Below are 23,798 nucleotides of genomic sequence, written 5' to 3'. Positions count from 1 at the left end.
CTCCGCTCCCCCTGGGGGACGGCGTTCCGCGATACCCGCGCATGTCACGCGGCATGATGGGGGGCCGGAGGAGCATGTCCGAGTACTTCACCCTGCACATCGACGACAGCGGCCGGCTGCCGTTGCTGGCGTTCTTCGTCGCCTTCATCGTCACGTTCGTGCTGACCCGGGTGAACGTGCGCCTGATCCGCGCCGACGTCCGCTGGTGGTTCCGCAACGTCAAGGCCGGGGACCTGCATATTCACCATGTGGTGTTCGGCGTGGTGCTGATGCTGGTCGGCGGGGTGATGAGTGTCGCGATACCGGACGCCTACCGCGGGTTCGCGGTCTCCGCGGCGGCGATCTTCGGGGTGGGCTCGGCGCTGGTGCTGGACGAGTTCGCGCTCATCCTGCATCTCAGCGACGTCTACTGGACGGAGAAGGGCCGCGCCTCGGTGGACGCCGTCTTCGTCGCCATCGCGGTCACCGGGCTGCTGCTGCTCGGGGTGCGCCCGGTCGGCTTCGCGGGCTGGGAGCCCCCTCCGGGCAGCGGGCTCGACGGCCCCGTGCTGGTGGGGATCTATGCGGGGTACCTGGTCGTCAACCTGGTCCTGGCCGTGCTCACGCTGCTCAAGGGCAAGATCTGGACGGGTCTCGCCGGGCTGTTCGTGCCCGTCCTGCTGGTGATCGGCGCGATCAGGGTGGCCCGGCCGGGCTCGCCGTGGGCCCGCTGGCGGTACGCGCCGGGCTCGCGCAAGCACCGCTCGGCGGTCTGGCACGAGGAGCGTTTCCGCCGCCCCCTCATCCGCGCCAAGATCTGGGTGCAGGAGTTCATCGCGGGCCGGCACGACCTGATCAGGCCGGAGTTCCGCCATCGCCACACCCCGTTCGACCGCGGCCGCCATCACCGCCGTACCGAACCGCCGTCGCGCAAGCCGACACGGCACAACTAGCCGGGCGGCTCGCCGGGGGAGCCCTCCTCCTTCCACAGGGACAGCACCGTGCCGATGGTGTCGGCCTCCTGGGCCGTCTTGTCCTCCCGGTAGCGCAGGACGCGGGCGAAGCGCAGCGCGATGCCCGCCGGGTAGCGGGGGCTGCGCTGGACGCCGTCGAAGGCGATCTCCACGACGAGCTCGGGCCGGACGTGGACGGTCCGGTCGTCCTCCCGGACGGCCAGGCCGCGCAGCCTCTCGGTCTGCCAGGCCAGCAGTTGGTCGGTGAGGCCCTTGAACGTCTTGCCGAGCATGACGAAGCCGCCGGTGGCCGGGTCGCGGGCACCCAGGTGCAGGTTGGACAGCAGGCCCTGGCGGCGGCCGTGCCCCCATTCGGCGGCCAGCACGACCAGGTCGAGGGTGTGCCGGGGTTTGACCTTGATCCAGCCGGCGCCGCGGCGCCCCGCGGTGTACGGCGTGTCCGGTGATTTGATCATGACGCCCTCGTGGCCGCGCGCGACCGCGTCGTCGAAGAACTCGCGGGCGCGGGCCGGGTCGCCGGTGACGACGCGCGGCATGCGCAGCCGCTCGGGGACGACCCGGGCCAGCACGGCGTGCCGTTCGGTGCCGGGACGGTCGAGCAGGTCGTCACCGTCCAGGTGCAGGACGTCGAACAGGAAGATCGACAGCGGGACCTGGGAGGGGCTCGCGGCCCTGGTGGCGGTGCGCGCCGCGGTCACCTGGAAGGGCTGGGCGGAGCCGTCGGGGCGCAGCGCGATCAGCTCGCCGTCGAAGACGGCGTCCCGCACCGGCAGTTTGCGCAGCTCCTCGACGACCTCGGGGAGCCGGGAGGTGATGTCGTCGAGCGTGCGGGTGAAGACCCGCACCTCGGCGGGGTCGGCGCGGACATGGATCTGCGCGCGGATGCCGTCGAGCTTCCATTCGACGGCGGCGCCCATCTCTGGCGGCAGGTCCAGCTTGGCGTAGGCGTCCTCGATGGACGGGGCGGACGCGGCGAGCATCGGCTTGATGGGACGCCCCACCTGGAGGGTGAAGCGGCGCAGGCCGTCGACGCCGTCGGCGAGCGCGGCGGTGGCGACGGGGCCGAGCGAGCCGCGCAGCATGACGGCGCGGCGGACCTCGGCGGACGGGACGCCGGCGGCGGAGGCGATCGCCTCGGCCATCACCCCGTCGAGCGCGCCCTGGCGCAGCTCGCCGGACAGCAGCCGGATGAGGAAGTCCTGCTCGGCATGGGTGGCCCTGGTCATCAGCGTGGACAGCAGCTCGCGGCGGCGCGTCACCGAGCCCTTGCCCGAGACCGCGCCGATCTCGCCGAACGCGGCGTCCACCTCCGTGACGGTCAGCGACGGCTCGGCCGCCGGAGGCGGGATGTCGCGGAACGAGGCGTAGCCCACGCCGATCTGGCGCTGGGGCAGCTCCCCGGAGAGATAGGCGACCACGATGGGGGCCTCGCCGGGGCCGGCGTCGCGCAGGCACTCGGCCAGGAACCCGATCTTGGCCTTGCGCGCCGACGTCCCCGCGACGGCACGGGACGTACGGGCGATCTCGCTGAGCAGCACGTTTCCATTGTGCGTCCTGAGTACGACATCGAATCCGGCGGAGGTCGGCCCGGGTGGAACGGGTGTCCTCGGAGTTGGGTGATTGGCGCCCTGCGGAGCCCCGCGGAGCCCTGGCGGGGTGAGGGTCCGGCTGTTTACCTTCGAGGGGTACGGCTGGCGATCAGGGGAGTGTGGAGTGGGCGGCCTTCAGCGTTCGCCGGAACCGTTCCAGCGGGTGTACTCACCGCCGGAACCGCCAGCGCCCGCGCGCCGGCCGCGGGTGCTCGTGCTGCTGGTGGCGGCGGCCGCGGTGGTGCTGACGGCGGGCGGTGTCTTCGTCCTGCTGCCCGACGGGGAGCCCGGGGGGCGCGGCGACCGTCAGGCGTCGGTCGGCGAGGCCGCGCCGTCGCCGTCCTCCCCGGCGTCGGGACCCGAGCCGATCACCGCGCTGCCGCCGCCGTGCGAGACGGTCCCGGCCGCCACGGTACGAAGCCTGGTTCCGGGCGCGCAGCGGCGGGCGAGCGCCAACCAGACCCTCACCACCTGCACGTACTCCTCGGGCAGCGACGGGTTCCGCTGGCTGCGGGTGGAGGCGCACCTGTACTCGCCCGCCAACACGCCCACGCCGGTCGAGGACGCCAGGCGCTACTACGGCGCCCAGTGGACGCAGGCCCACAACGCGACCCTGGAGCGGACGGTGAGCCTCGCCAGGCATCCGGGCATGGGGGACGAGGCGTACCGCTGGTTCAAGGAGGACCGCGGGCAGCCGACCGTGGTGGGCCAGGTGACGGTCCGTCTGCGCAACACGGTGATCACGGTCGGGTACAGCGAGCGGAGCGGCGGCGCCGGCGGCGCGGAGGCGCGCGAGGAGGCGTGCCTGGACAAGGCCACCAGGGTCGCCCGGGAAGTGCTGCGGGCCTTCCGTTAAATCAATTCTGACCTGAATTGGCCGAACCCGCCATGATCGCTCCTAATTACTTCTAGGCTTCCCTTGTTTAGGAAACGATACGCCAGAGGGAGGCAACATCGTTATGGCCGCGTGGCCGGGAGGAGTGTCCTGGGTCAGGTGACGCTCACGCTGGAGTGAGCGTCGGTCGGCAGGCCGCGGAGCGGAAACGCTCCGCGGCCTTTTTTCGTGCCCGCCGCCGAAACTCCGTAAAATGGCGGAGCAATGTCTCCCGTCAGAAAAATGCCCAACGTTCGATTGCCGCTATGGTGGAGCCGGTGGCCCCCGGACGGAAGGCGAGGCCGAAGTGGAACCGGTGACGGTGTGGTGGGCGGAGCTCGGTGCGGCGCGCCCCGCGCTGTTCGGTCTGGTCGGCCTGCTCGACCCGGTCGAACGCGCGCGCAGGGAACGCTACCTGCGGGACGCGGACAGGGACCGGTTCACGCTCGGGGTGGCGATGACCAGGCTGGCGGTCGCGGGACGGCTCGGCGTGGAACCGGAACACGTTCCCCTCACCCGCGCCTGCCGGGACTGCGGCGAGCCGCACGGCCCGCCCGTCGTGGACGGCGGCCCCCACCTGTCGGTCTCCCACTCCGGCGACCGGGTCGCGGTGGCGGTGTCGCCGCACGGGCCGCTCGGCGTGGACGTGGAGGAGGACAGCGGCAGAATCGGCGACGACATCGCGCGTCAACTGCTGGCCGGCGACGAGCCCCCGGGCGGTCGCGCGGGGCTGCTGACGTACTGGACGCGCAAGGAGGCGTTGCTGAAGGCCACCGGAGACGGGCTGCGCGTTCCGCTCAGAGATGTTCGCGTCTCTGCGCCGGACGAGCCGCCACGGTTGCGCCTTTGGGACGGCCGTCCCGGGCTTGCCGAGCGGATCATGATGCGCACCCTCGACCCGGGCCCCGGGTACGCCGCCTGCCTCGCGCTGCTGGACCATCCCGAGGGCGTGCGGGTGCGCGAGCGTCCCGTGGCCGAGCTGCTCAGGCCGCGAGCAGACCTGACGTGACCCACACCTTGCGGGCCGGGCCGTCCAGGAACCCGACCTCCTCGAAGAAGTCGGTGCACTTGCGGAACGCCCAGGCCATGGTGGCGCGGCGGTGCGGGCTGCGGGCGGCGACCCGGCTCGCCACCTTCGGGTCCAGGCCCACGGCCTCGTAGCAGGACGGGTGGATGAGCCGCGTGGCCATCGCCCGGGTGGCCTGCGCGAGCCCGAAGGCGGCCATCCGCCGCCGCGCCGGGTGCGCTCGCGCGACCAGCCGCTTGAGCTCCTCCCTCGCGTACTTGATGTGCCGGGCCTCCTCGATCACATGGATCCTGGTGACCTGGCGGACCATCGGCTGGACGTCCTCGTCCGGGAACGTCAGGCGCTGGAAGGCGTCGGTGAACTCCTCGATCACCAGCGTCCCGGCGAACGTGGGCAGCGGGTCGTAGGCGGCCATGAACAGCTTGCCGAGCTGGTAGTCGAGGGCGCGCGGGCGGTGGGTGCGCAGCCCGCAGGTCCGCACCATCCGGCCGAACATCTTCGAGTGCCGGCACTCGTCGGCGATCTCGGTGAGCGCGTAGGCGACGTGGTCGCTGTCGTAGCGCCGCCGGTAGGAGTGCTGGACCAGGGCCTGCATGAGCAGCAGTTCCGACCAGATGCCGAAGGAGGCGATGCTGCACATCTCGTGCTTGGTCAGCTCCACCCGTTGGCGGTGGCTGAGGCCGTCCCACAACGGGGTCTCGTAGAGGGACGCGAGCTGGGGCGGGGCGTAGAAGCGGTCGGGGTCCTGCGGCGCGTCCCAGTCGACGTCGGTGTCGGGGTCGAAGGAGTGCTTGCGGGAGGTCTTCAGCAGCCGTTCGGCGACCACCTCCCGGTCGGTGAGCTCCAGCGTGTGGTCGCCGTCCCGGCAGCGGATCGTGGCGGTCCAGGTGCCGGGACGGGAGCGGCGGCCGTTCGGCGGAGCGGGCACGGCCATGGTCGCCTCCTTGGCGTGGCGTGTCAGCGTGGTGTCGGTATCCGGGCGAGCGCGCGCAGCGCGCGCGGGGAGAGCCGGGACAGCGCGTACAGCAGGTGGCCCTCGAAGTTGACGGGCACGACCGGGCGGTTCTTGATGATGGCGTCGACGATCCGCTCGGCGACCTTCTCGGGCGGGTAGCCGCGCCTCTGGAGGCCGCGGTCCATCCGCTCCCTCATCCGCTGGGCGCCGGCCTCGTCCACGCCCACGATGGTGGCGTTGCGGCCGATGCCGGTGCTGGCGAAGCCGGGGCACACCGCGGTGACGCCGATCCGCAGGCCCGCCAGTTCCGCGCGCAGGCTGTTGCTGAGCTGGAGCACGGCGGCCTTGGTCATGCAGTACGCGCCCAGGTCGCGGTGGGGTGCGAAGGCGGCGGCCGAGGCGATGTTGACGATGTGGCCGCCGAGGTTGGGCCTGTCCGGCTTGACGGGCAGGGCGCGGACCCGGTCGGCCATCTGCCGTCCGAACAGCCGCGAGCCGTGGACGACGCCCCACAGGTTGACGCCGACGATGCGCCGGAGGTCGTCGAGGCCGGTCTCCAGGAACGGCCCGCTGACGGCGATGCCCGCGTTGTTGACGACGATGTCGGGGACGCGCCTGGCGTCCTTGATCTCCGCCGCGAACTCCTCCATGGCGGCGGCGTCCGCGACGTCCACCTGGTAGGCGGCGCCGTCCGCGCCCAGCGACTTGGCCATGGCGATGGTGCGCTCGGCGGAGGGCAGGTCGATGTCGGCGGCGATGACGGTGGTGCCGCGCTCGGCCAGCGCGAGCGTGGTGGCGCGGCCGAACCCGCTGCCCGCTCCGGTGACGACGGCCAGCGCGCCGTCGAAGTGCGCGAGGGGCATGCCCGCCTCCTGGTCTCCCGGGGTGTTCACGAGGAGAACGTACAATGTACGTACCGTGTCATGCGCTACTTACCGGTGTCAATGGACTCGGTGTCAATAAGGCCGGGAGGGCGGATGGGCCTGACCCGCGACCGGATCGTCCGCGCGGCGGTGGAGCTGATCGAGCGGGACGGGCCGGACGCGCTGTCGATGCGCGCGGTGGCCGGCCTGCTCGGCGTGGCCGTCATGTCCCTCTACAACCACGTCCCGAACAAGGCCGCGCTGCTGGAGGGCGTGGCCGCGCACGTCGTCGCCGGCATGGACCTCGACGGCGACCCGGACGAGGACTGGCGGGCCCGCGCGCGGACGCTGGTGCGGGCGTTCCGCAAGGTCGCGCACGACTACCCGCGCTGCATGACGGTCGTCCTCACCCATGAGATCGACACTCCGGAGGCCGTCCGGCCGGTGGAGCGGGCGCTGGCGCTGGCCGACGCCGCCGGGTTCGACGGCGCCACCTCGGTACGCATCATGCGGGCGCTGCTGGCCTACGCGCTGGGCGCGCAGGTACGGGAGATCGGCGCGGTGAAGTGGCTCCACCACGTCGTGAACGCGGACGCCTACGAACGCCTCGACCCCGAGCGCTTCCCGCATACGGCCGCGCTCGCGCCGGAGCTGGCCAAGCAGGATCCCGAGGCCGACTTCGAGTTCGGCCTCGACCTGCTCATCCGGGCTGTGGACGCTCTTCCGCGCCGTCCTCCCGCAGATACGGGCTGAGGCCCGTCCAGCAGAAGTCGGTCATGTAGCGGGCGGCCTGCTCGGCGGTCACCTCGGGCTGCCGCGTCCGCCACAGGGACAGCCGCTCCGAGCCGCCGATGATGATCTCCGTGTACGCCTCGACGACCTCGGCGGGCGCGTCGGCGGCGAACCCGGTCAGCACGCCGGCGACCAGCGCGGTCTGCTGCCGCCTGATCGCCTCGATGGCGTCCGCGGTGTCCGGCCCCCCGGCGAGCGGCTCCTTGGCCAGCATCGCGAACGACTTGCTGTGGGTGTCGATGAAGGAGAAGTAGGCGACCATCCCGCGCCACAGGACGTCCCGGGGCGAGGTGGCGCCCGCGATGGCCTTCTGGGTGACCTCGTGCAGCTCGGCCTGGGCTCGGGCGACGCAGGCCAGCAGCAGGCCGTCCTTGGAGCCGAAGTACTCGTACAGCATCGGCTTGGAGACCCCGCAGCGCTCGGCGATCTCGTCCATCGAGGCGGCGCGGTAGCCTCGCTCGCCGAACACGCGCTCCGCCACGTCCATCATCTGGCGCTCGCGCTGGGCGCGGGACATCCGGCGGCGCGGCGTTCCGGACGTGCCCGGCGCGCCGGGTGTGGCGGTTCCCACAGCGGTCGGCCTCCCGTTGGATCTTTCGTCAATAGCATTACCGGTAGTAACTTACTCGGAGTAGGTTAGCGCGGAAGGGACTCGGGACGCCATGAGCCACACAGCGGGCACCAGCACGGGCACGGGTTCGCCCAGGATCGTCATCATCGGCTCCGGGTTCGCCGGGCTGGGCATGGCGATCCAGCTCAAGCGCAACGGCTTCGACGACTTCGTGATCCTGGAGAAGAGCCACGCGCTCGGCGGCACCTGGCACGACAACACCTATCCCGGGTGCGCCTGTGACGTCCCCTCGCACATGTACTCCTTCTCCTTCGAGCTCAACCCGGGCTGGACGCGGATGTTCGCGCCGCAGCCGGAGATCCGCGCGTACCTGGAGCGCACCGCCGACAAGTACCGCGTCCGCGACCACATCCGCTTCGGCGCCGCCGTCGACTCGATGGAGTACGACGAGGACCGGCGCGAGTGGAAGGTGACGCTGGCCGGCGGCGGCGTGCTGAACGCCAAGGCCGTGGTCTCCGGCGTCGGCGCGCTGCACATCCCGTCCTTCCCCGACCTGCCCGGCATCGAGCGGTTCCAGGGCACCGCGTTCCACTCCGCCGAGTGGGACCACTCCTACGACTTCGCCGGCAAGCGGGTCGCCGTCATCGGCACCGGGGCCTCGGCGATCCAGTTCGTGCCGAGGCTCGCCGAGCGGGCGGGCAGGCTGGTGGTCTTCCAGCGCACACCGCCGTGGATCCAGCCCAAGCCCGACTTCGAGATCCCCAAGGCCGCGCGGATGTTGTTCAGGACGGTGCCGGGTACGGCCCGCGCGTTCCGCAACGCCATCTACTGGGCGCTGGAGGCCCGCGCGCTCGGCTTCACCGTCCACCCGCGGCTGTCGGCGCCGCAGGAGCGGATGGCCCGCCGCCATATCGCCCGCCAGATCGAGGACCCCGAGCTGCGCGCCAAGGTCACCCCCGACTACACCATCGGATGCAAGCGGGTCCTGCTGGCCAACGACTACTATCCCGCGCTCGCGCAGCCGCACGTCGAGCTGGAGACCGCCGGCATCGCCGAGGTCCGCGAGCGCTCGATCGTCACCTCCGACGGCCGCGAGCACGAGGTCGACGCCATCGTCTACGGCACGGGCTTCAAGGTCGTGGACGCGATGTCCGAATGGCACATCGTCGGCCGGGACGGCGTGAAGATCCAGGAGGCGTGGGCGAAGGGCGTCGAGGCGCATCACGGCACCACGCTCCCCGGCTTCCCGAACCTGTTCCTCATGCTCGGCCCCAACACCGGGCTCGGCCACAACTCCGTCGTCTTCATGATCGAAGTCCAGATCCAGCACGTCCTGAGCCTCCTGCGGCTCATGCGGGAACGCGGGGCCCAGAGCGTGGAGCCCAGGCCGGAGGCGATGCGCGCGTACAACGACCGGCTCCAGCGGCGGCTGCGCCGCGCCGTGTGGAACGAGGGCGGGTGCGATAGCTGGTACCTGGACGACCAGGGCGTCAACCGCACCCTCTGGCCCGGGTTCACCTTCGAGTTCTGGGCGCGCAGCCGCAAGGCCAGGCCCGAGGAGTACGTCCTGAGCTGAACGGCTACCGGTCCTCCTCGTCGTCCCGGGCGAACATGGGCCGCATGCCGGCGATCAGTTGCCGGATCACCGGGCGCTGCTCCGCGGGCGTCCGCCCGCGGAGGTCGTGCACCGGGTCCAGGCCGTCGTAGTACGGGGCCAGCGCCAGGAACGGCAGCATCAGCAGCAGCGTCGTGATCAGCACGTCGAGGTCCACGTCCTCGCGGAAGGCGCCGCGCTCCTTCCACAGCCGCAGCATCGGGTCGATGACCTGGAGGTAGTGCTGGTTGGACGTGCCGCGCACCACCGACCGGACGTTGTTGTCCAGCTCGAAGTGCAGCGCCGCCGTCAGCGCCCGTTCCAGCGGGTGCTCGGCCATGTACTCGGTCCACTCGCAGAACACGTCGAACAGCCAGGCGTCGAAGGGCTGGTCGAAGTCGGTCAGCGCGATGCGCCGCTCCATCTCCTCGCGCACCCGGCGCGAGACCTCGTCGCAGACGAAGGCGAAGAACTCCAGCTTGTCGCTGAAGTACTGGAACAGCGAGCCCTTGGCGATGCCCGCCTCGCGGGCGATGGTGTTCAGGCTTCCCGTGGAGTAGCCGTGCTCACCGAACTCGCGCATCGCCACCTCGAGGACATGCTCGCGCTTGCCGACGCTCAGCCGGAACCACGTGGAGGTGGGCATGGGGGCACTCCCTGGTCGGGCACGGCGGTCGGGGCCGAGGCGGGCGTCAGGCCGCCTGTCAGGTCGGGACCGTGCGGCGGTCAATAAACGGGGTTTCAGAGGTTAGCGGGAGCGGCGCCGCGGCGAGGAGGCTTCAGCGGCCAGGCCGGTGAGATTGCACCAGACCTCTGCTCGTCGCTCGGCTCCTCCGGCAGCGCCGGAAGGCGTCCGCCCGTGCCCCACGGTCGGCTGCCGCCGGCTTCGTTCGTCCCCCGGCCGTACGAGCGCTCAGTACCAGTGGTGGGCCTGCCAGAACGCCCACGCGCCGCACGGGGTCTTGTAGCGGGCCTTGATGTAGCCCAGGCCCCAGGCGATCTGGGTGGGGGAGCTGGTGCGCCAGTCCGCGCCCGCGCTGGCCATCTTGGAGCCGGGCAGCGACTGCGGGATGCCGTACGCGCCGCTGGAGGGGTTCTCGGCCCGCTCGTTCCAGCCGCTCTCGTGGTCCCACAGCGTCTCAAGGGACGACCAGCACCGGCCCCACCCCTTGAGCTCGTTCATCTTCTTGCCGTACGCCTTGTTCTGCTTGGCGCTGGGGTTGGACTTGGCGAGGCGCTCCCGCTCCTGCTGGGCCCGCAGCTTGGCGCGGGCGGCGGCGTCGCGCTTGGCCTTCTCCCGCAGCGCCTTCAGCTCCGCCTGGTGCTTCTCGTAGGCGCGCTTCTTGGCGGCGGCGATCGCGTCGGCGGAGACGGCGTCGATGTCGGAGCTGCTCATCATCGCGAGCATGTCGTTGGCGGTCAGATTGCCCACCGCCGCTCCCGACGGCCGGCTCTCCTCGCCGGACAGCCGGTCGAAGTCCACCATCACCACGGCCGCCAGCACGGCGCCGAGCGCCACGGCGGTGATGGTGACGTTGCTGGTCAGCATTCTGCGCGCCGTGCCGGGGCCGGGCGGGCGCTTGCGCCGGGGCGGGCGGGAGCGCAGCTCTTCCCGCAGGGACGGCTCGTCCGGGCGGTCCAGCCCGTACGGGTCCCGGTACGGGTCGTACGCCTCGCGCGCGGGCGCCGCGGACCCGGCGGGCGGCCCGCCGCCCGGCCGCGCCCGCCGCCGCCCGGCCCGCTTCTGCTGGGGCGCGGCGTGTCTTCTGCGCGTGCCGTGACTCTGTGGCATAGAAGTAGAGTGCCCTATCGCCTGAGACCTGTCGCCGTCCTTCACGAGGTACGGCCACGAGGTGACGCTCGGTTCATGCTCCGGTGAACGTTCGGTACACCGCGGCTCGGTAGCTTGCGGGCCGAGCGTACAGCGGTCACAGTGCGACGTCGTCCAGGTCCCCCGCGGCTCTGCGGACGGGCTGCAGCGCCTCGAAGACCTCGCGGTGGAAGTCGGTGAAGACGCCCATGGGCCCGTCGGGCGACTCCAGCGCCCGGTTCACCTCCCCGGCGCGCTCCCGTCCCGCGTCGGTGATCCGGACGAGGGTGGCGCGGCGGTCGCTGGGGTGGGGGAGCCGCCCGACCAGACCGGCGGCCTCCAGTTGGTCGACGGTCAGCCTCACCGAGGTGGGGTGCAGCATCACCAGGCGGCTGAGCGTGCTCAGGCTCGCGTGCCCCTCGCTGATCAGTGCGAGCGTGGTGAGCAGGAAGTACCCGGTCCTGGACAGGCCGAGCCGCTTCAGCTCCGACTCCAGGGCCTTCTGGAGTAACTGGTGCAGTCGGGCGACCGACACCATGCTCATGAAGGGCCACGGGGCGCCCGGCAGCCCCTGTTTCTCCCAGCGCTCGTACACCCCGGCGACCAGCGGGTCTACGCCTCCGTGCGTAAAAGTGGGCACCGCACGATCGTAGCTTCGGACCAATACCCATGTAAGTACTCGCTTTTTAGAGCTTCCTGATTTAGAGTGCTCCAGATCACACACGGCGCCCGTGTGCTCTCGGCACACGGGATCCCCATGTGTGACTCCGATCCCAGCCGGCATCGCGGGGGCGCGGTATCGGCCGTGGCGGCCGTGATCGGAACTCGGATGAGCGCCGACGTCCGAACGTGAGGAGTCTGGAATGACCCCCCTTGCCCCCGTCCCCAAGGTCGCCGGCCGATGGCCCTGAGCCTGGCCAAGGCACCGGACCTGGCCCGCAGGCGCATCGGCAGGACGCTCGACGAGACCGGGCTCCTGTGCGTCACCTTCCTGGAGGGCCTCCGCCGCACCTGGGACCTGCGCCAGTGGTGGGGCGAGTTCATCGAGCAGTGCTGGTTCCTGGCCCGGGTGACCAGCGTGCCGGTCATGCTGGTCGCCATCCCGCTGGGCGCCACCATCTCGCTGCAGGTCGGCGATATCGCGCGCCAGCTCGGCGCGCAGTCCGGCACCGGCGCGCTGCTGGTCGCCGCGATGATCCAGCAGGTCGCCCCGCTGGCCGCCGCGCTGCTGGTCTCCGGGGTCGGCGGCTCGGCCATCACCTCCGACATGGGCGCCCGCAACATCCGGGACGAGCTGGCCGCCATGGAGGTCATGGGGATCAATCCCGTGCACCGGCTGGTGACCCCCCGGCTGTGGGCGGCCAGCACGGTCTCGCTGCTGCTGTGCTCGGTGGTGATCCTGGCCGGCGTGCTGGGCGGCTACTACTTCAACGTCGTCCAGCAGGGCGTCAGCCCCGGCGCGTTCTTCGACGGCGCCACGACCCTGCTCCAGTTCCCCGACCTGCTCATCACGCTGTTCAAGGCGTGGGTGTTCGGGTTCATCGCCGCGGCGGTCGCCTGCCACATGGGCATGACCTGCGACTACGGCCCGGTCGGCGTCGGCCGGGCGGTCAACCGCGCCGTGGTGGTCACCTCCATCGTGGTGTTCACCGCCAACTACGTGCTGACGATGATCTACCAGGTTCTCTTCCCCCCGAGGTACTGACGCCGATGGTCGCGATCTCCCCCGTACGCCGGCTGGGCCGGGTGCTCCAGGGCCGCGCCGCCGGGGTGGCGGCCTCCCTCAACCTGCCGATCTTCCTCGGCCGGGTGCTGCACGGCCTGCTGTTCGACATCGTCCTGCGGCGCAAGTACGGCCGGACCCTGGCCAAGCAGGTCAGCGACATCACCGTCGGCGTCGGCGCGCTGGTGATCGGCGGCGGCATGATCTTCGTGGTGGCCACGATGTCGCTGGCCACCGGCGCCATGGTCGGGTTGCAGGGCTATCCGGGCCTGGAACGGATCGGCGCGGAGGCGTTCACCGGGCTGGTCGCCAGCTACTCCAACGTCCGCGAGGTCACGCCGATCATCGCGGGGGTCGCGCTGGTCGCCCAGGTCGGCACCGGCTTCACCGCCGAGATCGGCGCGATGCGGATCTCCGAGGAGATCGACGCCCTGGAGGTCATGGGCATCAACTCGCTGACCTACCTGGTCTGCACCCGGGTGGCGGCGGGCGTCATCGCGCTGGTGCCGCTGTACCTGGTCTCGCTGTTCATGGCGTTCGCCGCGACCAGGCTGATCACCATCGAGTACTTCGGGCTCTCACCCGGCATCTACGACTACTACTTCCACCTCTACCTGCCGCCGATCGACGTGTTCTACAGCGTGATCAAGGTCGCGGTGTTCGCGTTCATCATCATGTTCGTCCACTGCTACCGCGGCTACTACGCGGCCGGCGGCCCGGTGGGCGTGGGCGTCGCGGCGGGCCGGGCGATCCGGGAGTCCACGATCCTGATGATCCTCATGAACCTCGTCCTGTCGTACATCTTCTGGGGGCACGGCGGCACCGTGAGGCTGACCGGATGAGCGGGGAGGGCACATGAGCGACGAACCACTCAGCGCGCGGAGTCGGGCCCTGTTCGGGCTGCTGGGCGCCGGTGTCATCGCCGGGGCGGCGGTGCTGGTGGCGCTCGGCTCCACCGAGTCGCACGAGGGGTCCACGTACCTGACCGCCTCGTTCGGACGGGCCGGCCAGGGCCTGGACCCGGGACGCTCGGACGTCAAGATCCGCGGCATCACGGTCGGCACCGTCGACGCGGTCACGCTGGAGCGCACCGGACGGGTCACGGTACGGGTGCGGATGGACCGGGGCGTCAAGGTGCCCAGGAGCGCCACCGCCAGGATCGAGCCGGTCTCGGTGTTCGGGCCCAAGGACGTCGACCTGGTCCCTGGCTCCGGCGAGCTGACCGGCCCCTACCTGGCCGACGGCGGCCGGATCGCGCGGACGAGGGACCCGCAGGATCTCGCCGAGACGGCCTGGCCCGCCTACGAGCTCACCCGGGCCATCAACCCGGACGAGCTGGCCACGATCGTGCACACCTTCGCCGCCGGGCTGTCGGGCGAGGCCCCTGCCCTGCGCCGCACCATCACCAACGGCCGGCAGGTGATCGACGCGGCGCACGCCAACCGCGCGGTGATCCACAGTTTGATCAACGACATCTCCGGGCTGTCCGGCACGCTCGGCTCCCGCGGCGGCACGCTGAACGCGACGATCAGGGACTTCAACCGGCTCGCCCCCGCGCTCAACGGCCGTCCCGACAAGGTGACGCGGCTGCTGGACGAGTCGGGACGGCTGGCCGGCACGGTCGGCGACACCCTGGAAGGGCACGGCCGCAACCTGGGGACGGTCATCGACACCGGCGGCAGGATCGCGTCCGTCATGGCCGGGCAGCAGCACAACATCCCGGTCCTGATCGACTCGCTGAACGGGTTCTTCGCGCTGCTGTCGGACACCATCAGGATCAAGGGACCCGGCAACACGCTGCTCGGCCAGCAGGTCAACACGCTTCCGCTCGACCTGTGCTTCCTGCTGTACGACGTGTGCCGGGCCATCCCGGGGCAGGGGCGGTGAGGCGCCCATGAGCCGCAGCGGACGCGCGCCCACGCCGAGCACCACGCTGAAGTTCCTGGTGTTCGTGGCGCTGACCGGGACGCTGACCTTCTTCATCGGCCAGCAGATCCTCGGGGCCGGCTTCAACGACCGCTACCGGCTGACCGCCGTCTTCGACGATGTGACCGGGCTGCTGGAGGGCGACCAGGTGAAGATCGCCGGGGCGCCGGTCGGGCAGGTGAGCGGGATCCGGGTCGAGCGCGGCAAGGCCGTGGTGGAGCTGGCGGTGGACCGGGACGTGCGCGTCCCCGACGACTCCACCGCCGCGGTGCGCTGGCGCAACGTGATGGGCCAGCGGGTGGTCTACCTGGAGCCCGGACGCGGCGCCGGGCGGCTGGGCGACGGTGACCGCGTGCCGCACACCCGCTCGGTGGTCGACCTCGGTGAGATCGTCAACAGCCTGGGCCCGCTGACGCAGAGCCTGGACCCCAACCAGCTCAACAAGATCCTCTTCGCGTTCACCCAGATGCTGGACGGCAACGAGCGGAACATCGGCCTGCTCGTGCAGAACTTCGACGCGCTGCTGCAAACGTTCAGCGCGCGCCGCGCCACCATCCAGCGGATGATCGAGGACTACGAGACGGTCAGCGAGGCGGTGGCCACCCGCGACCGGCAGATCGCCGCCAGCATCGACAACCTGCGCGAGCTGACCCGGGTGTTCGCCGGCAACCACCGGCTGCTGGAGAACGCCGTGGTGGAGATCAGCGGCGTCACCACCAACCTCAACCAGGTGCTCGCTGGGCAGGACGCTCAGCTCGCCCGGATCATCGACAACCTCGGCCGGTTCAGCGAGACGTTCCGGCTGAACGTCGATCAGCTCGAGAAGATGGTGCGGAACCTGCCGCTGACCCTGCGGCAGCTCTTCGCGGCCGTCAACGGCGGCCACTTCCTGCGCACCACCGCGCTGTGCATCAACATCGTCCAGGGGCCGTGCCCGTTCCCGATGACGCTGCCCGGGCAGGCGCCGGCGCGGCCGTCGCCCGCCGACCTGGCCAAGCTGAAGAAGATCCTGGCGGGTGGTCGGTGATGGCGCTGAAATCGCTGCGGGACGCCGACCACCGGATCGTCGCGGTGGTCACGCTCACCGCGCTCGCCGCCGGGTGCGTGTTCGCGTTCGCGGCCGGGCAGCTACGCCTGTTCGAACGCGGCTACACGATGAGCGGCGTCTTCGAGGACACCGCGGGCATCAAGAAGGGCCATGACGTGCGGGTGGCCGGGGTCATCGTCGGCCGGGTCACCTCCGTCGAGCCCGACTTCTCCACCGGCACGGTGATCGTGAAGTGGCATGTGGACGAGGGCATCGACCTCGGCCCGGCCACCCGCGCCGACATCCAGACCACGACCCTGCTGGGCGGCCGTTACCTGCGGCTGTCCGGGCCGGTCGCCCAGCCGTACATGGCGGACGTGCCCGAGGAGCGCCGCCGCATCCCGCTGCGGCGCACCACCGTCCCGTTCACCGTCCCGCAGGCGCTGGACAGCGCGCAGAACATCGTCGGCAGGCTGGACCAGCGCAGTATCGACACGCTGCTGACGCAGATCAACAGGATCCAGACGCCCGGGGCGCGGCAGCTCCGCCGGATCCTGCTCAACCTGCGGGAGCTGTCGCGAACGCTGAACGACTCGTTCCCCGAGGTCGAGAAGCTGATCAGCAACAGCAGGACGATCACCGGCACGCTGGCCGCCAAGGACGAGGAGCTGCGTCAGATCATCGCGTCCAGCCAGGTGCTGCTGCAAAGCCTGGTGCGGCGCCGCGACGAGCTGGCCGCCACCATCGGCCAGGGCAACCGCACCGTGCGGACGCTGTCCAACGTGATCTCGCGCAACCAGCGGGAGCTGGACACCCTGCTGAACAACCTGCACCTGCTCACGACCCGGCTGGCCCCCAACATGGACGCGCTCAACACCGACTTCTCGCTGCTGGGCCCGACCTTCGTCCAGGTCGCGAACCTCAAGGGCAACGGGCCCTGGGTGGAAGGACTGCTGACGGGCCTCGGCCCGATCCAGCCTCCCGGACCCATCTCCACCCCACGCCGGGGGGCGAACTGATGAGACCGATCACGAGGTTCGGCGCGGTGGTGGCCGCCCTGTGCACGGCGGCCGCGGCCGGATGCTCGGTGCTGCCGGACGACGCCGCCGGGCAGCGGACCATGACCGTCGAGTTCACCAAGGCCCGCTCGTTCTACCCCGAGTCCAGGGTCAAGGTGATGGGCGCCGACGTGGGCCTGGTCGACAAGGTCGAGAACGCCGGCGACCGCATCAGGGTCACCTTCCACATCGACAAGGACGTCCCGCTGCCGAAGGGCGTGCGGGCCTCGATCGTCCCGCTCAACCTGGTCGGCGAGCGCAACCTGGTGCTGCACCCGCCGTGGAGGCCGGGCCGGCCGAAGGAGACCTCCGACCGCATCCCGATCGAGCGCACCCACGTCCCCGTCGAGGTGGACGACGCGCTCAGCTCGTTCACCAACCTGGCGAACGCGCTGGACCCGACCAAGATGCGCGCCGCGCTCGACAAGTCCGCCGACGGCTTCGACGGCAACGGGCGGGAGTTCAACGCGACGCTGGAGCAGAGCGCCAGGCTGGTGGAGAACGTCGCGGGCCAGGACCGGCAGCTCGTGGAGGTCGCGCGCAACCTGCAACGGCTGGCGGGCGTGGTGCGGGGCCGCGAGCAGGTCCTCGGCCAGGTGATCCGCGGCTTCGCCGAGGCCACGCAGGTGCTCAGCGCCGAGCGCGGCGAGTTGCAGGAGCTGATCCGCGGGATCCTGGAGCTGTCACGGCAGGGCGACAAGCTGCTGAAGAAGTACAAGGGCCGGTTGCCGTACGACCTGGCGGTGCTCACCAGGACCGCGCTGGTGCTGAAGGGCAACGCCAGGTCGCTGGCGCAACTGATCGACGCGCTGCCCGGCATCAGCGAGGCCCTCATCGGCGGCTACAACCCCAAGACCAAGTCGCTGCAGATCCGGTTCGCGACCGACGCCTTCCTGCGGACGTGGCTCAGAAGCCTCCTCAACAGCGACGAGGTGCCCTGCCCGCTGCCCGCGCCCAACTCCAACTGTCCCTGGATGGGCACGGAAGGGGGCGACTGATGACGGTCCGTGTCGCGGCCGTGCTGCTCGCCCTGGTCGCGCTGGCCGGGTGCTCGATCCGGACGGCGGGGGCGCCGCAGGGCTCGCTGGTCCTCAAGGCCGCCTTCGACGACGTGCAGGGCCTGGTCGCCGGGCACAGCGTGCAGATGTCCGACGTGACGATCGGCACGGTCACCAAGGTCGAGCTGGACAGGCGCACCTACCGGTCCATCGCCACGCTGTCGATCGAGGACGGGTACCGGATCCCGCGGGGCACCCGAGCGGAGATCAAGGTGACCTCGCTGCTCGGTGAGAACTACGTGGACCTGGTGCTGCCCCCGGGCGGGAGCATGGACCGCGGCCCGTTCCTGACCACCGGCTCCATGATCACCCAGACCCGTGTCCAGCCGTCGTTCGAGCAGGTGGTGGGCCAGGCGGGGCCGCTGCTGCGGGCGCTGGCGGGCGACGACCTGGCCACGATCGTCAACACCGGCGCGGCGGCGCTGGACGGCAACGGGCGGCAGCTGAACGTCACCATCGCCAAGTCCACCGAGCTGGTGAAGGTGTTCACCGACCAGCGGAACCAGCTCGCCCAGGCGGTCGACCGGTTCGCCAGGCTGGGCCGGTCGCTGGCGCAGGGCGGGGACGAGCTGAACCGGGCGCCGGGCGAGCTCGAACGCACCACCCGGCTGCTGAACGACAACAAGGAGAAGATCCTCCAGACCGTGCGGCGGCTGACCCACATGGCCCGCCAGCTCAACGACACGGTGCTGGAGGGCAGGGTGCAGCGGTTCCGCACGCTGCTGCGCGACCTCGACCCCGTGCTGGCCCAGCTCGGTGACAACAGGACCAGGCTCACCAACCTGGTGAACGGGCTGGTGACCTTCGAGTCGAAGCTGCCGCGCGCCAGCTATGACGGCCAGGTGCTGCTCTACCCGATCCTGCGGATCACGTGGCCGGACGGGACGCCGCTGCTGCCCACCGGCCGCCCCGACCGCACCGGCGGAGACGGCGGAGGCGGCGGTGATGCCAGGCCGCCCAAGCTTCCCGAGGATCTGCGTGGCGCCCTGCCCGACCTGGACGACCTGCTGAGGGGGCCGCGCTGATGAGCACCCGGTTGACGGTCAACCTGCTGGCCTTCGCCGCCCTGGCCGTGGTCATGGCGGTGTGGGCGTTCAACAACGTCATCCGGTTCGACTTCATCGACCGGCCGTACCACATCACCGTGGAGTTCGCGTCCTCGCCCGGCCTGCATCCGGGCTTCGAGGTCGACTATCTGGGCCTGCGCATCGGCAAGATCGACTCGGTACGGCTGGCCGGCGACCGGGTGCGGGTCATGCTGGACATCGACAAGGGCGTCGAGATCCCGCGCGGGGTCAAGGCCGCGGCCGCCCGCAAGTCCGCGGTCGGCGAGCCGGTGGTCGAGCTGACCCCGCCGCCCGGTGGCGGGATGGACGGGCCGAAGATGGAACCGGGCGCGGTGATCCCGGTGTCGCAGACCACCGTCCCGCCCAAGTACGGCGACCTGTTCGGCGCGGTCATCTCGTCGCTGAAGGCCATCGACCCGCACGACGCCCAGGTGCTCACCCGGGAGCTGGCCGCCGGATGGTCCGGCCGGGAGGGCTCGCTGCGCCAGATCATCAACGGCGCCGACCAGCTCACCGGAACCTTCGCGGAGAACACCGAGGTGCTGGACGGGCTGACCGAGGACCTGGCCAGGATCACCCGCGTGCTCAACCAGAACCGCGACGCGCTCGGCGCGGGCATCGACAACCTGGCCGCGCTGACCGCGGCGCTGGCCCAGGTCCGCGGAGAGCTGACCACCCTGCGCGACACCGGACCCGACCTGCTGGCCACGGTGAACTCCTTGCTCGACAAGACCCGGCCGGATTTCGCGTGCGCCGTGGACACGCTCGCTACGCTGGGCCTGACCCAGTACAACCCGGCCGTCTACCGGGATCTGCGGCAGACCCTGGCGCTGGCGCCCGAACTGAAGGTCGTACTGGACAACATCCTGGGCACCGACCAGGGAAAGCCGGTGCTGAACGTGGCGTTCATGCTGACGACCCAGACGAAGGCGGCGCTGGAGTACAAGACGCCGCTGCCCCAGCCCAGGGCCAACAGGCAGCCCGCCTGCCCGGACGGCCGCAGGCCCGCCGAGCAGGTCGCCCAGAAGCCCTACCAGGCCAAGAACCCCGGAGCGACCATCCCGACGCACGACCCGTCGATCCAGGCCGGGAACACCTCCGGCGAGGGCCGGGACGGCGGGCCGCCGCGCTGGCTGGTGTACGTCCCGCCGGTCCTGGCGGCCCTGGTCCTGCTGCGGGTGATGGCGGGCTCGGTGCCCGTGCTGGCACGGCGGCGCCGCCGTCGCAAGGACTGACCCCAACCCCCGAGGAGAGCCCGACGTGAGTGGCGAGACCCCCAAGGACGTCCGGCAGGACGCCGCGGACGTCGACGCCGACGAGACCGAGCCGGCCCGCGTCGAGAAGGGGGCGGCGGGCGCTCGTCCGGCCGCGCGGCGCAAGCGGCGGGTACGGGTGATCGAGGTCCTGGACGACGAGGATCTCGACGAGGTCCTCGACGCGATCGACGAGGAGGAGGACCGGACCCCGCCTGAGTCCAGGCAGAAGTCCCTGCACGGCACCGAACGGACGACCGAGCGGACGACCGAGCGGGCGACCGCGGGGACGGCTGAGCCACCCGAGCGGTCGGCCGAGCCGCGCGAGCGGAAGGAGCCGGTGTCCCTGGACCGGGCGGAGGGACAGACGTTCCTCGGCATGGGCCGCGTCCCGGCGGTCGTGGTCGTGGTGCTGGTGGCGGCGCTGGCCAGCCTCGGGATCTGGCAGTGGTGGACGATCGCCAGGCTCGCGCACGAGAAGGAAGAGCGCGCCGCCGTCGCCAAGGTCGCCGCCGCGTACGGGGACGTGGCGCTGAACTACAACGCGAGCAACTACCAGACCCAGATGCAGAAGGCCCAGGCGCTCATGGCGGGCGACCTGCTGGACAGCTTCAAGACCAACACCCTGCCCAACCTCGGCAACACCTTCAGGCAGAACCCGCAGTTGGTGCTGACGTCCAAGACCGACCAGGTGTTCGTGGGCAGCGTGGACGAGCGGTTCGCGACGGCGGCCATCTCCGTCAACGTGAGCCTGCGGACCACCGAGGGCGTCAACGACTCGCCCGCCACGCTGATCCGGCTGAGCCTGGCCAAGATCGACGGTCGCTGGAAGGTCACCGAGCAGTACTCGTCGGGCGTCAACGAGCAGAACAAGGACCAGCAGGGCGGGCTGCCGACCACGCCGGCGAGCCCTGGCGCGAGCCCCAGCCCGAGCGGTTCGTCCAAGGACTAGGCGCGGCCACGACTCCCGAGGCGGGCCGCCGCTACAGGTAGCGGGCGGCGGCCGTCTCGGCGGGCGCGTCCGCTCCGGTCACGCCGCCGACGCCCTTGGGAACGCCGTCGTCGATCTCGGCGGGGGCGTTGATGGTGACCCGGTGCATCTTGCGGCGCTGGGTGTAGTCGGCCACCGCGTAGTGCTGGGTGGGACGGTTGTCCCAGAACGCCAGCGTGCCGACCCGCCACTTGAGCCGTACCTGGAACTGCGGGTCCCGTACGGCGTCGAACAGCAGGGGCAGCAGCGCCTCGTTCTCGCGCCGGGACAGGCCGATGAGGCGGGTGACCGAGGACCGGTTGACGTACAGGGCCTTGCGGCCGGTCTCCGGGTGGACGCGGACGACGGGATGGATGACGGGCGGGTTCTTCTCCTGCATCTCCCTCAGGTCCATGCGGTGGCCCTTGTCGATGGCCTTGGTGACCGACATGGTGAGGTCGTGCTCGGCGAACAGCTCGTCGCAGAGCCGCTGGAGCCAGGGCGCGAGCGATTCGTAGGCCATGTACATGTTGGCCCAGAGGGTGTCGCCGCCGACCTCGGGCAGGATGACCGCGCGCAGCAGCGAGCCCATCGGCGGGGTCTTCATGAAGGTGTTGTCGCTGTGCCAGGAGTCGCCGCCCTCGCCCTTGGGGTCGGTCTGGTCGAGGACGTGCACGGCGCTGCCGCTGACGTCCATGGGCGGCATGTTGGCGGTGCCGAACTGCTTGGCGAAGGCGACGTGTTCCTCGTCGCTGATGTGCTGGTCGCGGAAGAACAGCACCATGTGCTTGAGCAGCCCGTCCCTGATCTGTTGGATCTGCTCCGGGTCCAGCGGCTTGGCCAGGTCGACTCCGGTGACCTCGGCGCCGATGTTCCGGGTCATGGGGTGGAACTCGATCATGTCTCCTCGGCCTCCATGGGGCGTGGCGGGCGATACGGTAGCCAAGCAATCGCTAGGTTGATGCTAGCCGATGGGCCGGTACCCTTCCAGTGCGCGAGGCCAAGCCCCGCGACCGACCGGCCGCATGACCACGTAGCCACGTACGGGCCGGGTACGGAGAAAGCCCGGGAAATGCCCGTAATCTCCCGGATGTTGTGAGGGCGGGTTCCGCGTCATAGTCGAGTCTCCGGCCGTGGGCCGTTCCGCCCGGCCCGTTCGGACCCGCCGACGGATCCTCTCGCGGGGTGGGGAACCCGAGGCACGTGAACGGACCACCGGGCGGGTGGCGGCTCGGGCCGGGAGCCGGTGGTCCGGTGCCGCAGTCGCGACAGGGGGGACGCGGCCCGGGCCACTGGTCGCGATTGGACCTGTCAATGGGCGCCGGACGGCCGCGACCATGAACACATGACCGATTCGCATGGCCCCGACGCCCATGACCTCGACGGACGAGGTCTCCGACCCGAGACGAGGGCCGTCCACCATCGCCCGCCCCGGCTTGGGGGGAGCCGGCCGCTGAGCCCGCCGCTCCACCAGGGGCACGTGTTCTCCTTCGACGGCGCCGACGACCTGGCCGCGGCCTTCGAGGGACCCAGGTCGGACTTCTTCTACGCCCGTTACGGCAACCCGACCGTCCGCGCCCTGGAGGACGCGGTGACCGACCTGGAAGGCGGCGCCGGCGCGCTGATCACCTCCTCGGGCATGGGCGCGGTCAACGCGGTGCTGATGGGCCTGTTGCGTACCGGCGACCATGTGATCGCCCAGTCCTGCCTGTACGGGGGGACGTTCTCCCTGCTCAACGATCTGACCCAGCGCTGGGGCGTGGAGGTCGACATGGTCTCCGGTGACGACCCCGGCGAGGTGCGCCGGGCGGTGCGGCCCAGGACCCGGCTGCTGATCCTGGAGACGATCGCGAACCCCACCACGCAGGTCGCCGACCTGCCCGCGCTGGCCGCCGCGGCCCGCGAGTCCGGGGTCACGACGGTCGTCGACAACACCTTCGCCCCGCTGCTGTGCCGTCCCCTCGACCACGGCGCCGACATCGTCATCCACTCGACCACCAAGTACCTGAGCGGCCACAGCGACACCATCGGCGGGGCGGCGGTGTTCGCCGACGAGGTGCTGCACCACACCGTGTGGAAGCGGTCGCTCGACCTCGGCGCGACGCCGGACCCGTTCGCGGCCTGGCTGACGACCCGCGGGCTCGCGACGCTGCCGCTGCGGATCGCGCGCGCCGGCCAGACCGCGCTCGATCTGGCCACACGGCTGGCGGCGCACCCGTCGGTCGCCCACGTCTCCTATCCCGGGCTGCCCCAGCACCCGCAGCACGAGCTGGCCAAGCGGCTCCTCCCGGACGGCGCCGGCGGGGTGCTGTCGTTCGAGCTGCGCGGCGGACGCGAGGCCGGCCGTGTCTTCACCGACTCGGTACGCCTCGTCTCGCTCGCGCCCTCGCTGGGCGATGTGTCGACGCTGGTCATGCACCCGGCCAGCACGTCGCACCGCCAGCTCGACGCCGCCGCCCTCGCCGCGGCGGGCATCGGCGAGGGGACGGTTCGGATCGCCGTCGGCCTGGAACACCCCGACGACCTCTGGGCCGACATCGAGCAGGCCATCGCCAAGGCGTCCTAGTGTCCTGCGCCAGGAATCCGTTCAAGATATGAGGCGAGGCGTTCGAGGATCTCGTCGGCGGTCTTGGTCCAGGTGAAGGGCCTGGGGTCTCTGTTCCAGGTCTTGATCCAGTCGCGGATGTC

The 23,798-nt window shown here is 70.9% G+C and carries 23 protein-coding genes; 15 read left to right on the top strand and 8 right to left on the bottom strand.

Going from position 1 to position 23,798, the window contains the following annotated elements; translation table 11 throughout:
• The first annotated feature begins 74 nt into the window (after positions 1 to 74).
• Positions 75 to 932, top strand: coding sequence for a hypothetical protein (locus QSK21_RS30050; RefSeq protein ID WP_285700830.1), 858 nt, complete (start codon positions 75 to 77; stop codon positions 930 to 932).
• Here QSK21_RS30050 and QSK21_RS30045 read toward each other — a convergent pair.
• Positions 929 to 2,491 carry an ATP-dependent DNA ligase gene (locus QSK21_RS30045; RefSeq protein WP_285700829.1) on the bottom strand — a complete coding sequence of 521 codons (1,563 nt, stop codon included), beginning with the start codon at positions 2,489 to 2,491 and terminating at the stop codon, positions 929 to 931. The two genes, QSK21_RS30050 and QSK21_RS30045, sit on opposite strands and share 4 nt — an antisense overlap.
• A 175-nt stretch (positions 2,492 to 2,666) precedes the next feature.
• Between QSK21_RS30045 and QSK21_RS30040 the strand changes: the two genes are divergently transcribed.
• Both QSK21_RS30040 and QSK21_RS30035 read left to right on the top strand, forming a co-directional pair.
• Positions 2,667 to 3,398 (top strand): hypothetical protein, encoded by a 732-nt coding sequence (locus QSK21_RS30040; RefSeq protein ID WP_285700827.1) that lies wholly within the window; start codon positions 2,667 to 2,669, stop codon positions 3,396 to 3,398.
• A gap of 325 nt (positions 3,399 to 3,723) precedes the next feature.
• Positions 3,724 to 4,425: a 4'-phosphopantetheinyl transferase family protein gene (locus QSK21_RS30035; RefSeq protein ID WP_285700826.1), complete on the top strand. Its 702-nt coding sequence runs from the start codon at positions 3,724 to 3,726 to the stop codon at positions 4,423 to 4,425.
• Here QSK21_RS30035 and QSK21_RS30030 read toward each other — a convergent pair.
• Complete coding sequence (locus tag QSK21_RS30030; protein WP_285700825.1) at positions 4,400 to 5,377, bottom strand: AurF N-oxygenase family protein; 978 nt, start codon at positions 5,375 to 5,377, stop codon at positions 4,400 to 4,402. The genes QSK21_RS30035 and QSK21_RS30030 overlap by 26 nt on opposite strands.
• Before the next feature lie 23 nt (positions 5,378 to 5,400).
• Positions 5,401 to 6,291, bottom strand: a complete 891-nt coding sequence (locus QSK21_RS30025; RefSeq protein ID WP_285700823.1) for an SDR family NAD(P)-dependent oxidoreductase — start codon at positions 6,289 to 6,291, stop codon at positions 5,401 to 5,403.
• A gap of 84 nt (positions 6,292 to 6,375) precedes the next feature.
• Here QSK21_RS30025 and QSK21_RS30020 point away from each other — a divergent pair, with 84 nt between their 5' ends.
• Entirely contained in the window at positions 6,376 to 7,014 is a 639-nt protein-coding gene (locus QSK21_RS30020) for a TetR/AcrR family transcriptional regulator (RefSeq protein ID WP_285700822.1), read from the top strand.
• On the opposite strand, the gene QSK21_RS30015 is transcribed toward QSK21_RS30020, so the two are convergent.
• A complete protein-coding gene (locus QSK21_RS30015; protein WP_285700821.1) occupies positions 6,962 to 7,624 on the bottom strand; it encodes a TetR/AcrR family transcriptional regulator in 663 nt (220 codons plus the stop codon). The genes QSK21_RS30020 and QSK21_RS30015 overlap by 53 nt on opposite strands.
• Before the next feature lie 91 nt (positions 7,625 to 7,715).
• Between QSK21_RS30015 and QSK21_RS30010 the strand changes: the two genes are divergently transcribed.
• On the top strand, positions 7,716 to 9,200 hold the full coding sequence (locus QSK21_RS30010; RefSeq protein ID WP_285700820.1) for a flavin-containing monooxygenase: 1,485 nt from the start codon (positions 7,716 to 7,718) through the stop codon (positions 9,198 to 9,200).
• 4 nt (positions 9,201 to 9,204) lie between these two features.
• On the opposite strand, the gene QSK21_RS30005 is transcribed toward QSK21_RS30010, so the two are convergent.
• The 3 genes from QSK21_RS30005 to QSK21_RS29995 all read right to left on the bottom strand — a co-directional run bounded on the left by QSK21_RS30005 (position 9,205) and on the right by QSK21_RS29995 (position 11,668).
• Entirely contained in the window at positions 9,205 to 9,864 is a 660-nt protein-coding gene (locus QSK21_RS30005; RefSeq protein ID WP_285700818.1) for a TetR/AcrR family transcriptional regulator, read from the bottom strand.
• A gap of 267 nt (positions 9,865 to 10,131) precedes the next feature.
• Entirely contained in the window at positions 10,132 to 11,010 is an 879-nt protein-coding gene (locus QSK21_RS30000; protein ID WP_285700817.1) for an aggregation-promoting factor C-terminal-like domain-containing protein, read from the bottom strand.
• 136 nt (positions 11,011 to 11,146) lie between these two features.
• Entirely contained in the window at positions 11,147 to 11,668 is a 522-nt protein-coding gene (locus QSK21_RS29995; RefSeq protein ID WP_285700816.1) for a MarR family winged helix-turn-helix transcriptional regulator, read from the bottom strand.
• A gap of 261 nt (positions 11,669 to 11,929) precedes the next feature.
• Here QSK21_RS29995 and QSK21_RS29990 point away from each other — a divergent pair, with 261 nt between their 5' ends.
• The 9 genes from QSK21_RS29990 to QSK21_RS29950 are packed head-to-tail and all read left to right on the top strand — an operon-like array spanning position 11,930 to position 21,092.
• Positions 11,930 to 12,733 carry an MlaE family ABC transporter permease gene (locus QSK21_RS29990; protein WP_285700815.1) on the top strand — a complete coding sequence of 268 codons (804 nt, stop codon included), beginning with the start codon at positions 11,930 to 11,932 and terminating at the stop codon, positions 12,731 to 12,733.
• Between the two features lie 5 nt (positions 12,734 to 12,738).
• A complete protein-coding gene (locus QSK21_RS29985) occupies positions 12,739 to 13,593 on the top strand; it encodes an ABC transporter permease (RefSeq protein WP_285700814.1) in 855 nt (284 codons plus the stop codon).
• A gap of 13 nt (positions 13,594 to 13,606) precedes the next feature.
• Entirely contained in the window at positions 13,607 to 14,638 is a 1,032-nt protein-coding gene (locus QSK21_RS29980) for an MlaD family protein (RefSeq protein WP_285700813.1), read from the top strand.
• A 7-nt stretch (positions 14,639 to 14,645) separates the two neighbouring features.
• The gene (locus QSK21_RS29975) at positions 14,646 to 15,704 is read left to right on the top strand and encodes an MlaD family protein (protein WP_285700812.1); all 1,059 of its coding nucleotides are present in this window, start codon (positions 14,646 to 14,648) and stop codon (positions 15,702 to 15,704) included.
• The gene (locus tag QSK21_RS29970) at positions 15,704 to 16,723 is read left to right on the top strand and encodes an MlaD family protein (RefSeq protein ID WP_285700810.1); all 1,020 of its coding nucleotides are present in this window, start codon (positions 15,704 to 15,706) and stop codon (positions 16,721 to 16,723) included. The genes QSK21_RS29975 and QSK21_RS29970 overlap by 1 nt, the downstream gene beginning before the upstream one ends.
• Complete coding sequence (locus tag QSK21_RS29965) at positions 16,723 to 17,760, top strand: MCE family protein (protein WP_285700809.1); 1,038 nt, start codon at positions 16,723 to 16,725, stop codon at positions 17,758 to 17,760. The genes QSK21_RS29970 and QSK21_RS29965 overlap by 1 nt, the downstream gene beginning before the upstream one ends.
• The gene (locus QSK21_RS29960; protein ID WP_285700807.1) at positions 17,760 to 18,845 is read left to right on the top strand and encodes an MCE family protein; all 1,086 of its coding nucleotides are present in this window, start codon (positions 17,760 to 17,762) and stop codon (positions 18,843 to 18,845) included. Before QSK21_RS29965 ends, QSK21_RS29960 begins: the two co-directional genes overlap by 1 nt.
• Positions 18,845 to 20,122, top strand: coding sequence for an MCE family protein (locus QSK21_RS29955; protein WP_285700806.1), 1,278 nt, complete (start codon positions 18,845 to 18,847; stop codon positions 20,120 to 20,122). The genes QSK21_RS29960 and QSK21_RS29955 overlap by 1 nt, the downstream gene beginning before the upstream one ends.
• Before the next feature lie 25 nt (positions 20,123 to 20,147).
• Positions 20,148 to 21,092 carry a hypothetical protein gene (locus QSK21_RS29950; protein WP_285700804.1) on the top strand — a complete coding sequence of 315 codons (945 nt, stop codon included), beginning with the start codon at positions 20,148 to 20,150 and terminating at the stop codon, positions 21,090 to 21,092.
• Between the two features lie 31 nt (positions 21,093 to 21,123).
• Here the strand turns inward: QSK21_RS29950 and QSK21_RS29945 are convergent, their stop codons facing one another.
• Entirely contained in the window at positions 21,124 to 22,011 is an 888-nt protein-coding gene (locus QSK21_RS29945) for a TauD/TfdA dioxygenase family protein (RefSeq protein WP_285700803.1), read from the bottom strand.
• 444 nt (positions 22,012 to 22,455) lie between these two features.
• Here QSK21_RS29945 and QSK21_RS29940 point away from each other — a divergent pair, with 444 nt between their 5' ends.
• On the top strand, positions 22,456 to 23,676 hold the full coding sequence (locus QSK21_RS29940) for a trans-sulfuration enzyme family protein (RefSeq protein WP_285700801.1): 1,221 nt from the start codon (positions 22,456 to 22,458) through the stop codon (positions 23,674 to 23,676).
• The last annotated feature ends 122 nt before the right edge of the window (positions 23,677 to 23,798 follow it).

The sequence above is a fragment of the Actinomadura sp. NBRC 104412 genome (assembly GCF_030269515.1).
GTDB lineage: Bacteria > Actinomycetota > Actinomycetes > Streptosporangiales > Streptosporangiaceae > Spirillospora.
The sequence above is the reverse complement of the archived record's forward strand: the minus strand, read 5'-3'. Positions and strand labels throughout refer to the sequence as shown.